The following is a 13,635-nucleotide window of genomic DNA, read 5'->3' as shown; positions in this document are numbered from 1 at the left end:
ACCCTCTTACACCGTCCTTAAATGAGCTTGTACTAGTGATTTAAATACTAATAGGCCATCCGTGCCACCCTGAATATCCTCAACTGCCCTTTCTGGGTGAGGCATCATGCCTAATACGTTACCGGCTTCGTTAGTAATACCAGCAATGTCTGATACACTGCCGTTGGGATTGTTCTGATACGTGAACGCAATTTGATGATTTTCACGTAGTTTAGCTAAAGTTGCGTCATCACAGTAGTAGTTACCTTCACCATGCGCAATCGGCAATGTGATCTGCTGCTGATCTTGAAAAGCCGATGTAAACATTGTCCGATTGTTTTCAACCCGTAATGGTTCGGGTTCACAGATAAACTGCATTTGTCGATTATGCTGTAAGGTTCCGGGTAACAACCCAGCTTCGGTTAAAATCTGGAAACCATTGCAGATGCCTAAGACGGGTTTACCAGTTTGTGCAAACGCCTTAACGGCTGGCATCACCGGCGCAAACTTTGCAATGGCACCGCCACGTAGATAGTCACCATAAGAAAAACCACCAGGAATCAAAACGACATCAAAGCCTGATAAATCAATGGTCGTATGTGGGACGATAGTTGCGGCTTCATGCAAATCATCCGTAATGGCATAATACAGGTCTTCATCACAATTAGAACCGGGAAAACTCACCACTGCAAATTTCATCATTGATTAGCCAGCTCCTTTATATCATAACGGTAGGTTTCCATATTCGGATTAGCTAACAGTTGGTCGCAGATTGCTTCAATTTGTTTTTCGGCTTCATCCGCTGTGGAAACATCCAAAGTAATTTCAAAGTACTTACCTTGCCGAACCGCCGTTACCTGGTCAAATGCTAAACGGTGCATGGCATCTTTAATTGCAACGGCTTGAGGATCTAAGATTGAGGGTTTGTAGGTCACGTGAACTTGGGCTAAGAACATGTTGTAAGAGCCTCCTATTTAGCTGTAGCTTCCAGGCGTGAAAGAACGGTACGGTAGCCATCCATTACATCACCGGTATGTTTTCTAAAGACGTCTTTATCCAATGATTCATGGGTAGTTGCATCAACCAATCGGCATGAATCTGGTGAAATTTCGTCTCCCAGGATCAAGTTGTTATCAGCGTCAAAACCAAATTCAACTTTAAAGTCAACTAAGGTGATACCTGATGCGGCAAACAACTTAATTAAGGCCTGATTGATTTTAAAGACTTGGTCACGCATGATGCTTAACTGTTCTGGCGTAGCAATCTTTAATGCGTGAATTTGTGAATCGTTGATGAAAGGATCGTCTAAGCGGTCGCTCTTGTAATAAAACTCCTGAACTGGTTGTTCAAATGCCTGCAGGTACTCAGTATCAAATTTTCTTTGAAAACTACCAGAAGCGTAATTTCTGACAACGACTTCTAGTGGAATCATTTTCATTTTTTTAACCAGTTGATCACTAGCAGATAGCCGCTTGATGAAATGCGTAGCAATGCCAAGATGATTCAAATATTCAAAAATCAAGCTATCGATTTGGTTGTTAACTTCACCCTTATCATCGATATGCTCTTTTCGTTTGCCGTTTAAAGCCGTTGCTTGGTTCATGTAGTGGACTTGGATCACATTAGGGTCATCCGTCGTAAATAACTGTTTTGCTTTACCTTCATTAATCAATGTTGCCAATCTTTCCAGATCCTTTCTGATTATCTAAACTGACTCACAGATGCTAACAATGACTCAATTGACGGTCCCGTCACCGTGATATGTCCCATCTTACGGCGGTCCCGGACTTCGGCTTTGCCATAGTCATGAAGATGCCATTCAGGATGTGTGGGCCAGTCAGTACGGGCTGTCAGTAAATTTTTACCTAACAAGTTAACCATGACCGCGGGTTCAAACTGCCGAATTGGTGGAATCGCCAACCCGCAAATACTTCTGATATGAGCATCAAATTGAGAAATATTGCAGGCTTCAATCGAATAATGACCGGAGTTATGTGGTCGCGGTGCCAATTCGTTGATCATTAACTCGCCCGAAGATAATTCAAACAATTCGATACCTAGTACGCCTCGTAGGTTTAGCGCTTCCGCTGTTTGAATAGCAATATGCTGCGCTTTGCTCTTCACTGCATCAGTCGTTTGAGCTGGAATGATACTGGTGTGCAAAATATGGTGCTGATGCCGGTTTTCACTTACCGGAAAAGTAATCACTTGATCTTGCCCATCCCTAGTTACCATGACTGATAATTCACGGACAAAGTCTTGTTTCAATTCATAGATCCATTCGGTTTGTTCAATTTCACTTTCAATCAGGTGCCAATCGGTCTGTTCGTTAATATCAAACTGGCCGTGACCATCGTAGCCGCCTTCAACCGTTTTCAATAGCCCAGGCTGACCAATTTTTTGAATCGCGGCTTGCAAATCTGCCATCGATTTCACTGAAGCAAAGGGTGTTACCGGTAATCCATGCTGCCGGCAAAACGTTTTTTCTCGTAAACGGTGACTCGTGATGGTTAATAACTCAACCCCTTGAGGAATTCGGGTTAGGTTTTCAACTTGTTTTAACGCGGTCTGGTCCACGTTTTCGAATTCATAGGTTAGGACATCACTTTGCTGTGCAAGTTGCGTTAACGCCTTTAAATCATCATATTCAGCAACAATTTGGAAGTCAGCTACCTGACCTGCGGGAGCATGATCAGTTGGGTCGAGGACGCCAACTTTATACCCCATTGCCTTAGCTGACAACGCCATCATCTGGCCTAACTGTCCACCGCCAATAATGCCAATTGTCGACGGCGGTAAAATTGGACTACTGTAATTGGTCATTACTTTCAGTAGCCTCCTTTGTTTGACGAGTTCGAAAGGCTTGTAATTGAGCCTCAACGTCTGAATCTTGCAAGGCAATGATCTCAGCTGCTAACAAGGCTGCATTTTTAGCACCAGCGCTGCCAATCGCAACTGTCGCAACCGGTACGCCAGAAGGCATCTGAACGATTGAAAGTAAGGAATCCATACCGTTCAGTGCTTTAGATTGAATCGGAATCCCAATTACCGGTAACGTGGTATTAGCTGCCAGCATACCGGGTAAATGCGCTGCACCGCCAGCGGCAGCAATGATTACTTGGTAATGTTCGTCTTTTGCTGTTTCTCCAAAATGTTGCAGCTCACGAGGCATCCGGTGTGCAGATATCACGTGACTGTCAAAACTAATGTGTAACTCGCTGAGCAGATCAGCCGTAGTCTTAACTTGTGGCCAATCGGAAATAGATCCCATTACAAGTGCAACTTGCATTATCAAAATCTCCTTTGCCTTTGATACTCATAGAGTAACAACAGTTTGGATAACTGTCAACACAAAAATCGAACTATAACATCACTTGTATATTTAATGTTCGTTTTTAAACCGTTTTATGAACTTTTATTTGCTTAATTTTTGGTAAAAAACTGTAACAAAAAAAGGACCCGATTAACCGCCAATTACTGACAATTAATCAGGTCCCTTAGTCATTCAATTTTAACAAATCAAATCGTGATTACTTTCCAACCACGATATTAACGATTTTCTTTGGTACAACGATCACTTTTTTAATATCATGACCATCTGTAAAACTCTTAACAGAATCCTCAGCTAAAGCAGCATTCTTAACCGTGTCATTATCAGCATCAGTTGCAACAGTGACGTGGCCCCGAACTTTGCCGTTTACTTGAACAGCTAATTCAACGCTGTCAACAACTAGCTTAGATTCGTCATAAGTTGGCCATTTTGCATAGGCGATGGTCTTATCGTGACCCATCAATGACCAGAGTTCTTCAGTAATATGTGGTGCGATTGGCGCCAGCATCTTCACTAAGCCCTCCATGTAAACTAGTGGCAAACTATCAGCTTTATATGCTTCATTAACGAAAACCATCATTTGAGAAATGGCCACGTTAAACCGAAGTTCAGACATATCTTCTGTAACTGTCTTAACAGTCTGGTTGTAAATCAGATCAAGTTTACCGTCGTTGATAGTAGTGACCCGATCACGCAAATGATTATTGTCGTCAATAATCAACCGCCATACACGGTCAAGCCAACGATAAGCACCGGCAATACCCTCAGTACTCCAAGGCTTAGAACCTTCCAGCGGCCCCATGAACATTTCGTAGACCCGCAGCGTATCAGCACCGTACTTGTCCACGATTTCGTCAGGGTTGATAACGTTCCCCTTCGACTTAGACATCTTTTCGTGGTTTGTCCCAAGGATCATCCCTTGGTTAACCAACTTCAAGAAGGGTTCCTTGGTTGGAACAACACCGATATCATACAGGAACTTGTGCCAGAACCGGGCATACAGCAAATGCAAAACAGCATGTTCCGCACCGCCAATGTAGAGGTCTACAGGCAACCAATACTTCAGCTTTTCAGGATCAGCAATCATCTTATCGTTATGCGGATCGATATAACGCAAGAAGTACCACGAACTCCCAGCCCATTGCGGCATGGTATTCGTTTCACGCTTCCCCTTACGGCCATTCTTGTCCACTACGTTAACCCAGTCATCCAGGTTTGCCAATGGACTTTCACCAGTTCCAGAAGGTTCTAGCTGCTTAGTTGCAGGTAGACGCAATGGTAGTTCGTCTTCTGGAACCAAAGTCGTTTCGCCATCTTCCCAGTGAATAACGGGAATGGGTTCGCCCCAGTAACGTTGCCGAGAGAAGATCCAGTCACGCAAACGGTAATTGACCTTCTTCTTGCCGGCATCATGTTCTTCCAACCAGTCAATAGCGGCCTTGATAGCCGTCTTCTTATCCATGCCATTCAAAAAGCCTGAATTGATATGCTTACCGTCACCGGTATAAGCAGCTTCATCAACGTTGCCGCCTTCAATAACGGGTTTGATTGGCAAATGGAATTTATGAGCAAATTCGTAGTCACGGTCATCATGTGCAGGAACGGCCATAATTGCACCAGTTCCGTATGAAGCCAATACATAATCACCAATCCAGATTGGCAATTTTTCACCGTTGATTGGGTTGATGCCGTAAGCACCGGTAAAGACACCGGTCTTATTCTTGTTTAAGTCAGTCCGTTCCAAATCAGAACGACTTTCAATTTCTTTTTTATAGGCTGCTACATCCGCAGCTTGTTCAGGTGTCGTAATTTGATCAACAATCTCGTGTTCTGGTGCTAAGACCATGTATGAGGCACCGAATAACGTATCGGGACGAGTCGTGTAAACTTCAACCGACTTGTCTTCATGACCGGCAACTTTAAAGAAGATGCTGGCACCTTCAGAACGACCGATCCAGTTACGTTGTTGTTCCTTAATACTTTCTGGCCAATCGATGTCATTGAGATCTTCTAGTAAACGATCAGCGTACTTGGTAATCCGCAATACCCACTGAGTCATTGGTACCCGATAAACCGGGTAACCACCACGTTCAGTCTTACCATCGATCACTTCTTCGTTGGCAACCACGGTACCACCCATGAAATCAGGTGCCCAGTTAACCATGATCTTATCTTCATAAGCCAGTCCGTGCTTGTACAATTGTTCAAAAATCCACTGTGTCCACTTGTAGTAAGCAGGATCAGTCGTATTAATCTCGCGATCCCAGTCATATGAAAAGCCTAATGACCGAATCTGACGCTTAAAGGTCTTGATGTTTTGCGCAGTGAAGTCTTTGGGATTGTGACCCGTCTTCAAAGCATATTGTTCTGCAGGTAAACCGAAAGCATCCCAACCCATTGGATGCAAAACATTGTAACCCTGCATCCGTTTCATTCGGGAAATAATATCAGTTGCTGTGTAACCTTCAGGGTGACCCACATGGAGTCCCTGACCTGATGGATACGGAAACATATCAAGCGCGTAAAACTTCGGCTTTGATTGTTCATCATAAGTTTTAAAAGTTTTATGTTCTTTCCAATAATGCTGCCATTTTCGTTCAATAATACTGTGATTGTAAGCCAAACAAATACGCTCCCTTTCTCATGTCGGACAAGCTGAAAACTAAAAAAGCCTACAAGAAAACAACGTTTCTTGTAGGACGGAATTTCCGCGGTACCACCTAACATTCCCGCAAACACGGGCTCTCATTATTTCGTAACGCGAAAATCACGTCTCAACTTACTTCAGTTCAGTTGAAAAACTCAGAGACGAGTTCGGTGTGCAGCCGACGAATTCGCAACAACCATCCGCTTTCTGAACAGCGTCACACACCTAATAGTCCTCATCAGTCTTTAATTTTTGTTCAGTGATTTCATAGTACCAAATTTAACCAGGAGAAGCAAGTGCATTCGGGAAGAAGACTGAAAACTGCGCATTTATCGGTTAGTCAAAATCAGTCATCCGTGCATACATGAATCATTTAGATTAAACGATTATAATAGAATTATCCAAACTTTGAAAGGAATATCTAATATGAATCTTGAACCCGCTGTTAATTACAGCCATACCCTTTTAAAACCAATTATCATTAAAGGTGATACCGTTGTTGATGCCACCGTGGGCAACGGCAACGATACGATTTTTCTAGCCAGTCTAGTCGGCAAAAGCGGCCTTGTATTAGGCTTTGATGTTCAGCAACAAGCACTAGACAAAACAGCCACCCAGTTAACACTAACAGGAATGACACACCAGGTTCAGCTGATTCACGATGGTCACGAGCACCTGAATCAATATTTAGAACCAGAACAGCAAATCAGTGCTGCCATCTTCAATCTAGGCTATTTGCCTGGCAGTAATAAAAGTATCATTACTCATGGTGCTACCACTCTAAAGGCATTGACTACTTGTTTAAATCACTTGCGACGTGGCGGAATCGTTGCACTAGTGGTTTATTATGGCCATCCTGGTGGTGAGATAGAAAAAGAAATGGTGCTCAATCACGTCAAAAAACTGAGTCAGCAAGAATATTCTGTCCTGCAGTACGGGTTTATCAACCAGATTCACCAACCACCCTTTCTGCTCGCCATTCAAAAACGGTAAAAAAACACAAAGAGCTTCGAAGATCATTACATCTTCAAAGCCCTTTTAGTTTACACTTCTTCCTTAGGCAACATCACAATTTGGCTACCACCGTCATCGTACACCCACAATGAATCCGGAAAGCTTTCCGCATACGGAAATGGCGTATCAAAGCTGGCAACCACAGCCTCTTGCTGTAAAAAGTCAAAGGTAAGGTGGTTATTGTGATTCGTTAAGTTGAAGCTGATAATTTCACTCAACTGAAACATGCCTTGTAAATTATTATCAATGATGTACCAAACTTGATCAATAATTTCGCCAGGTAAGGAATTCACAATTCCAAAACTAGCGTATCTAGGACGATTGTTTTCAAACACGGAGATCGTCTCACTTTCTGTTTATATCTAGCATCAAGTATACTTCATTTAGCTAAAAATATCAGGCTTCAGGCTTGTTGAGATGGTCCAACTGATTGATCAGATAGCTTAAAACCACAAGGCCAAGTGCCACGATGAAAATCCAGTGTAACCCGCTATAAAGTATCTGACGTAAAGGTTTAAGTAGTGTGCTACTTAACGTCCTAGCCGTTTGCGGATTAATCAGCCGATTCATCATCGCAAGGTTGGTGCCCTGATGTGCCGCGACACCACTTGCCATTTTAACGTTCATAATAATTCCAAAAACGGAGATCATCAGTGTTTGACCTAACGTTCGGGACAGCGTATTCAGCGACGTTGCTACACCGACATCCTCCTTTGGTACCTGATTTTGTACCGTTACCGTAGTCGTGGTAATCGTGATCCCAAAACCAGTTCCGCAGATGGCCGCAATCACGAAGAAACTCCAAAACGGTGTTGCCTGTGGTGCTAGAGCCATCGCTAATCCCCCTACTAGAATGAAGGTCAGGCTGAAGTTGATAATTTGTTTGGGTGAGCGGTTCAACAGCAGTTTACCAGCAATAAACGATCCAACAATCCACATTAACGAACTAGGAGTGATTGCAAAACCTGCCAGTGATGCCGGTAATCCCAGTAATCCTTGGGTCCAAGTCGGTAGATAAACTTCAAAGCCCATCAAAAAACCACTAATCAGCGCTGCTACCAAATTTTGGGTCACAAACGTTCGAATTTTAAATAATTTGAGCGGAATAATTGGGTTAGCGACTCGTCCTTCTTGACGAATGAAACCTAAGAAACTGAGTACCGAAACCAGTAAGCTGAGCAATAAAATTCCCCAATTAATATGAGTATCGCCCAGCACTTGAAAACCAAACATGAGAGCTAAAAGTGCCACTGAGAGCCAAACACTCCCGAGAACATCTAATGTTTGGGTACTCTTTCGGGGCTTTTCCTTTAAGAAAATCCAAATGCCTGCCATTGCTAGCAAACCTACCGGGATATTAATGAAGAATATCCAGTGCCAAGACATCTGATCAACGATGAAACCGCCTAAAAGTGGCGCCACGATGGATGCAATCCCCCAAGCTGACCCATTAAAACCCATCACCTTTGCCCGTTTTTCAAAGGGGTAAATGTCAGCAATGATAGTGAACGAAATCGGCATTATTGAACCGGCACCAATTCCTTGAACTGCCCGCCAGATAATCAGCTCAGTCATACTGTTCGACATGCCAGATAGTGTGGACCCAACGATAAAAATAGCCAACCCAAATAAAAATAACCGCTTGCGACCAAACATATCTGACAACTTCCCGTAAATGGGTGTCGCCATGGCATTTGTCAGTAAAAAGATTGAAAAAACCCAGTTCATCAGTGCAACACCACTTAGATCACCAACAATTGTTGGCATGGCAGTAGACACAATGGTTCCCTCAATCGCACTCATAAACGTCGCAATGAAGATAGCGCCCGTCACTAACGGGACATTGGTTTTACTTGAACTCATAATTTTTCCTCACTTAGCGCTGGCCCGCACCCCCAACGCAGTTTGAGAGTCTAAAACTCCCGCCATAAAAATAACGACCAGCCCGAGAGTTAGTCGTTATTTATAAAACTCAATTGAATTTATTTGCTTACTGATTCAATCTGCTTTAGTACTTGTTTTAATTCGTCAACCTTATCAGTGTGTTCCCAAGGTAAATCAATGTCAGTTCGACCAAAGTGACCATAAGCAGCCGTTTGCTTGTAAATTGGCCGCTTCAAGTCGAGCATTTGGATAATACCAGCTGGACGTAAATCAAAGATTTGACGAACCGCCTTAGTCAGTTCAACTTCAGAAACGGTGCCAGTACCAAACGTGTTCAAGGAAACCGAAACGGGTTGTGCTACACCAATCGCATAAGCTAATTGAACTTCTACCTGATGTGCTAAACCGGCAGCCACAATGTTCTTTGCGATGTAGCGAGCTGCATAACTAGCTGAACGGTCAACCTTAGTTGCGTCCTTACCAGAGAAAGCACCGCCACCATGATGAGCATAACCACCATAGGTATCAACGATAACTTTCCGACCCGTTAAGCCAGCATCCCCTTGAGGACCGCCGATAACGAATCGACCAGTTGGGTTGATCAGGTAACGGGTGTTATCATCCAATAGCTCAGCTGGAATCACTGGCTTGATGACTTTTTCGATAACATCCTTGCGAATTTGGTCAAGCGTTGCTGATTCGGCATGCTGTGTACTTAAGACAACCGTATCGACTCGGAAAGGCTTACCATCATCGTCGTACTCAACCGTCACTTCTGACTTGGCATCTGGACCAAGATAGTCCAAAATGTTTTCTTTGCGAACTTTAGCAATTCGCTGCATCAATTGATGTGCTAATGAAATTGCCAATGGCATGAGTTCGGGTGTTTCGTCAATGGCATACCCAAACATCAAGCCTTGATCGCCGGCACCAATTTGGTCCAACGGATCAGTCTCACCGTCACGCTTTTCCAAAGCATCGTCAACACCTTGGGCAATATCAGGCGACTGTTCATCGATTGCAACTAAGACCGCGCAATTATCACCATCAAAACCATACTTACCACCGGTATAACCGATTCCTTTGATGGTTTCACGAACGATATGCTGAATATCGACATAAGCACTTGTAGAAATTTCACCAAAGACTAATACTAATCCGGTAGTAACTGATGTTTCACAGGCCACACGAGCGTCTGGATCTTGTGCTAGCATTGCATCCAGAATAGCGTCACTAATTTGATCAGCAATCTTATCTGGGTGACCTTCAGAAACTGATTCTGAAGTAAATAAATGTCTTTCTTGCATTGTAAAAATTCCCCCTATATCATTTTTCGGTTACAAGGCATCTTCACTAAGTCAAGCTAGTGAATCCTATCGGGAATGAAGACTCATAACTTTATTATTTTAACACAATTTTTTCAGCATAGAAAGTTGGCTTGCAACTGACTGAAAATTATTGAGAGTTGACCCGTACTTTGAAAATGGTAAGCTATTTATATCAAACAAAAGGAATTATTGAATATGTTAGAAAATATTGAAACGTTTATCGTTCATCATCGCCGCTTGCTTCAAGGCTTATTCTTTGGCGTTATTGAAATGAGCGGTTTGTTATTATATGCCAACGCAAATTCATTCCAATCGTATACCCAACCACAACAGCTACCGCTATTATTACTGTCACTGACGACCATCCTTATTTTTACGTGTCTGTACGTGATTAGAACAACCTCTGCACGTAGTAAAACTGCACCGATTGTTTTGCTGATAACCATTGCTTTTATCGTTTTCAGCATAACCAAACTCCCACTGTTGGTTAACATCATTAACGGCTTAGCAATCACTGTGTTGCTGTTGATTCGCTACTTACCTCGATGGTTTGATAATGAATTGGGCATCGTGCTTCTGGCACTTATGCTTGCCAGTTTGGCGGCTGGTAATTTTCTGTTATCGCACGATTATTTATCAACGAGTTATTTAACGACAATTTTTCTTCCGTTACTACTATATAACTATTTTTTCCTGCCACAAAAAACCTTTAATTTTATTCTCTTGCCAGTAGGACTCGGATTCTTAACGCTTGTGTGGCTACTTTTTCTCCATTTGAGTGTGATCATCATCGTCTTTTCGTTAGTCGTATTGCTGGTTTGGTTTCTCATCCAAACTATGTGGCGGCCGTCCCCTTCCCGAGGTTTACTCATTGCAGCGGTCTTACAGGCAATTATTTTTATTTGCAGTCGATAATTAAAACTTTCTAAAGCTTCCCCTCAACCATTATAGTTATCTGTAATTTGTCATATGATGATTATGCAATAACCATTATGTTTGGGGGCTTTTGATTGATTCAAATTAAACTTGTAGGGGATATTTGGAGCGGTAAATATCAGCCTGCATTAACAGGTAACCGGATTGTTGATACTGCACTGCTGACGCAATTTTGTACTAAATTAATGTCCTGGTTTTCACAGCAAAATATACAGGTAAACGTTAAAATTGAACATGATTTTAGCTTACCAAACGCAACTGGTAACGATACCCTTTACTTAATCGATTCAGGCATTGCGAACGCACTTTCTGAAGACATGTTAAGTAAGGTTAATTTTCTACCAATTAAGCATTTGGACTTGCTCCATGGCGATCCAAGCAGTAGCTACCAGTCAATTTTAGAACGGCTGAAAATGAACTTAAAATTGCAACAATCATAAAAGGTTAGGTCAAAACATCTTCTGTTTTGTACCTAACCTTTTATGATTTAATTATACGAAAAGTCCGGGGAAAATAACGCTGTTAACATAAGGCTTGGCAATTTGCCTTATTTCTGGTTCAATGTGACTGATAAAATAATCCTTATCAACTTTATGATTTCCCATCCAACCGATGAAATACTTTGGTCGGTATCGTCGATTTGAGATTTCAAAAGCATGATAAGCCTTTAATTGAGTACCACGATAAATGACTTCAATCGCTGCAATTCCCTCACAAATAAGTAACTGCTCGGCTTTTTTGAGCTGTTCGTTACGAACATTAAATTCATGATCATTTGTGTTATCTTCCAAGTGCAAAATAATTTCCATCTGACAATTAGCTTTTAAAAACTGCCGACTGTTGTGTAACAAGTTAAGGTATGAGCTTATCAGTTCTTTCAGTGTTGTTTCACCGAAGAGCATTACGGGTAGCCTCCTAAGGATATCTGTCTGTAAGTTTTTGTTTTTATCAAGTGTACAATTTGATTGCACGCGGAGTATATCATATTTTATTGGTATAGACAATTAAAATATGATGAAAAAAAGAACCAAGCAATAAATGCTTGATTCAAAGAATGATACCGGAGGTGGGGTTCGAACCCACACGTCCTCAACGGACACTGGATTTTGAGTCCAGCGCGTCTGCCAGTTCCGCCACTCCGGCATATTAAGTTAATGCTAATAGAAAATTGCTTAGCCATCCCATTGACTTGGGAAAGGCGGTAATCGGATTCGAACCGACGATGGAGGTTTTGCAGACCTTTGCCTTACCACTTGGCTATACCGCCATAATCATGATTCAATGGGCTCCCCAACTGGGTTAGCTGGATTCGAACCAGCGCATGACGAAGTCAAAGTCCGTTGCCTTACCACTTGGCTATAACCCAATCATCAAGGGCGGTATGTGGGACTCGAACCCACGCGTGCCGGAACCACAATCCGGTGTGTTAACCAAACTTCACCAATACCGCCATTATACCAAAAACAGGGATAGCAGGAATCGAACCCGCACTAGCGGTTTTGGAGACCGATGTACTACCGTTATACTATATCCCTATGGTGGATGGGAGTGGATTCGAACCACCGAACCCGAAGGAGCGGATTTACAGTCCGCCGCGTTTAGCCAGACTTCGCTACCCATCCATATATGGCGCGGGACGGAATCGAACCGCCGACACACGGAGCTTCAATCCGTTGCTCTACCAACTGAGCTACCGAGCCATGTAATACATATTCACTTGTTAATCAATATTAACAACGGTCCGTACGAGACTCGAACTCGTGATCTCCTGCGTGACAGGCAGGCGTCCTAACCAGCTAGACCAACGGACCATCTTTTATGGAGGATACAGGGCTCGAACCTGTGACCCTCTGCTTGTAAGGCAGACGCTCTCCCAACTGAGCTAATCCTCCAAGATGTTCTTTTTAAACTTACTTAATCAACTTAAAATTGATCAATGACCCGTACGGGATTCGAACCCATGTTACCGCCGTGAAAGGGCGGTGTCTTAACCACTTGACCAACGGGTCATACAAAAAGTTGTTGACGGAGAGTGAGGGATTCGAACCCTCGAAACAAGCTTTTACTCGTTTACACCATTTCCAGTGGTGCTCCTTCGGCCAACTCGGACAACTCTCCAATTAATTCCCGGCAAACTTGTCGTGAACAAACTTATAATTCAAGAGTTATCCCAACAACAAAGTTTGCCGGATATATCGCGTGGCAACGTCCTACCCTTGCAGGGGGCGATCCCCCAACTACTCTCGGCGTGCTGAAGCTTAACTTCTGTGTTCGGCATGGGAACAGGTGTATCCTTCAGGCTATCGCCACCACACTATTGAGAACTGATGCTCTCAAAACTAGACAATATCATTTTCTTTTACCGATGAACACCACTACTCGTGGTTAAGTCCTCGACCGATTAGTACTAGTCCGCTCCGTACATCGCTGCACTTCCACTTCTAGCCTATCTACCTGATCATCTCTCAGGGGTCTTACTTCCATATAGGAATGGGAAATCTCATCTTGAGGCGAGT

13 protein-coding genes, 11 tRNA genes, 2 rRNA genes, 1 riboswitch and 1 other annotated feature are annotated in these 13,635 nt (G+C 42.9%); of the genes, 3 read left to right on the top strand and 23 right to left on the bottom strand.

Annotation, left to right across the window (positions count from 1 at the left end; genetic code table 11):
* Positions 1 to 6: 6 nt before the first annotated feature.
* The 6 genes from purQ to leuS all read right to left on the bottom strand — a co-directional run bounded on the left by purQ (position 7) and on the right by leuS (position 5,933).
* Positions 7 to 681, bottom strand: coding sequence for a phosphoribosylformylglycinamidine synthase subunit PurQ (gene purQ / locus CES82_RS10995; protein WP_305792670.1), 675 nt, complete (start codon positions 679 to 681; stop codon positions 7 to 9).
* The gene (gene purS / locus CES82_RS10990) at positions 678 to 935 is read right to left on the bottom strand and encodes a phosphoribosylformylglycinamidine synthase subunit PurS (RefSeq protein ID WP_098826255.1); all 258 of its coding nucleotides are present in this window, start codon (positions 933 to 935) and stop codon (positions 678 to 680) included. The genes purQ and purS overlap by 4 nt, the downstream gene beginning before the upstream one ends.
* Positions 936 to 949: 14 nt before the next feature.
* Entirely contained in the window at positions 950 to 1,660 is a 711-nt protein-coding gene (gene purC / locus CES82_RS10985) for a phosphoribosylaminoimidazolesuccinocarboxamide synthase (RefSeq protein ID WP_439959064.1), read from the bottom strand.
* Positions 1,661 to 1,680: 20 nt separating this feature from the next.
* Positions 1,681 to 2,802 (bottom strand): 5-(carboxyamino)imidazole ribonucleotide synthase, encoded by a 1,122-nt coding sequence (gene purK / locus CES82_RS10980; RefSeq protein WP_098826251.1) that lies wholly within the window; start codon positions 2,800 to 2,802, stop codon positions 1,681 to 1,683.
* Positions 2,786 to 3,271 carry a 5-(carboxyamino)imidazole ribonucleotide mutase gene (gene purE / locus CES82_RS10975; RefSeq protein ID WP_098826303.1) on the bottom strand — a complete coding sequence of 162 codons (486 nt, stop codon included), beginning with the start codon at positions 3,269 to 3,271 and terminating at the stop codon, positions 2,786 to 2,788. The genes purK and purE overlap by 17 nt, the downstream gene beginning before the upstream one ends.
* Before the next feature lie 238 nt (positions 3,272 to 3,509).
* A complete protein-coding gene (gene leuS / locus CES82_RS10970; RefSeq protein WP_098826249.1) occupies positions 3,510 to 5,933 on the bottom strand; it encodes a leucine--tRNA ligase in 2,424 nt (807 codons plus the stop codon).
* A gap of 69 nt (positions 5,934 to 6,002) precedes the next feature.
* Positions 6,003 to 6,206, bottom strand: a binding site (T-box leader).
* A gap of 177 nt (positions 6,207 to 6,383) precedes the next feature.
* On the opposite strand from leuS, the gene mnmM reads away from it, so the two are divergent.
* Positions 6,384 to 6,950 (top strand): tRNA 5-(aminomethyl)-2-thiouridylate-methyltransferase MnmM, encoded by a 567-nt coding sequence (gene mnmM, locus CES82_RS10965; RefSeq protein WP_098826247.1) that lies wholly within the window; start codon positions 6,384 to 6,386, stop codon positions 6,948 to 6,950.
* A 50-nt stretch (positions 6,951 to 7,000) separates the two neighbouring features.
* Here the strand turns inward: mnmM and CES82_RS10960 are convergent, their stop codons facing one another.
* From CES82_RS10960 to metK, 3 genes are all read right to left on the bottom strand, one after another.
* Positions 7,001 to 7,306 (bottom strand): DUF960 domain-containing protein, encoded by a 306-nt coding sequence (locus CES82_RS10960; protein WP_098826245.1) that lies wholly within the window; start codon positions 7,304 to 7,306, stop codon positions 7,001 to 7,003.
* A gap of 61 nt (positions 7,307 to 7,367) precedes the next feature.
* Positions 7,368 to 8,834, bottom strand: a complete 1,467-nt coding sequence (locus CES82_RS10955) for an MDR family MFS transporter (RefSeq protein WP_098826244.1) — start codon at positions 8,832 to 8,834, stop codon at positions 7,368 to 7,370.
* A gap of 119 nt (positions 8,835 to 8,953) precedes the next feature.
* Entirely contained in the window at positions 8,954 to 10,162 is a 1,209-nt protein-coding gene (gene metK / locus CES82_RS10950; protein ID WP_098826242.1) for a methionine adenosyltransferase, read from the bottom strand.
* Positions 10,160 to 10,256, bottom strand: a riboswitch (SMK box riboswitch). It overlaps the preceding gene by 3 nt.
* A 122-nt stretch (positions 10,257 to 10,378) precedes the next feature.
* Between metK and CES82_RS10945 the strand changes: the two genes are divergently transcribed.
* The gene (locus CES82_RS10945) at positions 10,379 to 11,098 is read left to right on the top strand and encodes a hypothetical protein (RefSeq protein ID WP_098826240.1); all 720 of its coding nucleotides are present in this window, start codon (positions 10,379 to 10,381) and stop codon (positions 11,096 to 11,098) included.
* Between the two features lie 95 nt (positions 11,099 to 11,193).
* Positions 11,194 to 11,559, top strand: a complete 366-nt coding sequence (locus CES82_RS10940; protein ID WP_098826238.1) for a hypothetical protein — start codon at positions 11,194 to 11,196, stop codon at positions 11,557 to 11,559.
* A gap of 51 nt (positions 11,560 to 11,610) precedes the next feature.
* On the opposite strand, the gene CES82_RS10935 is transcribed toward CES82_RS10940, so the two are convergent.
* The 14 genes from CES82_RS10935 to CES82_RS10870 form a co-directional block, all read right to left on the bottom strand.
* Positions 11,611 to 11,928 (bottom strand): hypothetical protein, encoded by a 318-nt coding sequence (locus CES82_RS10935; protein WP_143466308.1) that lies wholly within the window; start codon positions 11,926 to 11,928, stop codon positions 11,611 to 11,613.
* 249 nt (positions 11,929 to 12,177) lie between these two features.
* Positions 12,178 to 12,262, bottom strand: a tRNA-Leu gene (locus tag CES82_RS10930).
* 53 nt (positions 12,263 to 12,315) lie between these two features.
* Positions 12,316 to 12,386, bottom strand: a tRNA-Cys gene (locus CES82_RS10925).
* 27 nt (positions 12,387 to 12,413) lie between these two features.
* Positions 12,414 to 12,485: transfer RNA gene (locus tag CES82_RS10920), tRNA-Gln, on the bottom strand.
* A gap of 9 nt (positions 12,486 to 12,494) precedes the next feature.
* Positions 12,495 to 12,569: transfer RNA gene (locus CES82_RS10915), tRNA-His, on the bottom strand.
* A 14-nt stretch (positions 12,570 to 12,583) separates the two neighbouring features.
* Positions 12,584 to 12,654 (bottom strand) — tRNA-Trp (locus CES82_RS10910).
* A 1-nt stretch (position 12,655) separates the two neighbouring features.
* Positions 12,656 to 12,741 (bottom strand) — tRNA-Tyr (locus tag CES82_RS10905).
* Between the two features lie 5 nt (positions 12,742 to 12,746).
* Positions 12,747 to 12,819: transfer RNA gene (locus tag CES82_RS10900), tRNA-Phe, on the bottom strand.
* A gap of 37 nt (positions 12,820 to 12,856) precedes the next feature.
* Positions 12,857 to 12,930: transfer RNA gene (locus tag CES82_RS10895), tRNA-Asp, on the bottom strand.
* Positions 12,931 to 12,938: 8 nt separating this feature from the next.
* Positions 12,939 to 13,011 (bottom strand) — tRNA-Val (locus tag CES82_RS10890).
* A gap of 45 nt (positions 13,012 to 13,056) precedes the next feature.
* Positions 13,057 to 13,128: transfer RNA gene (locus tag CES82_RS10885), tRNA-Glu, on the bottom strand.
* Positions 13,129 to 13,145: 17 nt separating this feature from the next.
* Positions 13,146 to 13,237 (bottom strand) — tRNA-Ser (locus CES82_RS10880).
* A gap of 79 nt (positions 13,238 to 13,316) precedes the next feature.
* A 5S ribosomal RNA gene (gene rrf, locus CES82_RS10875) occupies positions 13,317 to 13,433 on the bottom strand.
* Between the two features lie 67 nt (positions 13,434 to 13,500).
* Positions 13,501 to 13,635 (bottom strand): 23S ribosomal RNA (locus CES82_RS10870); the annotation flags it as partial.

It is taken from the genome of Secundilactobacillus silagincola (assembly GCF_002583405.1).
Lineage (GTDB): Bacteria > Bacillota > Bacilli > Lactobacillales > Lactobacillaceae > Secundilactobacillus > Secundilactobacillus silagincola.
This window is presented reverse-complemented; position numbering and strand designations above follow the sequence as displayed.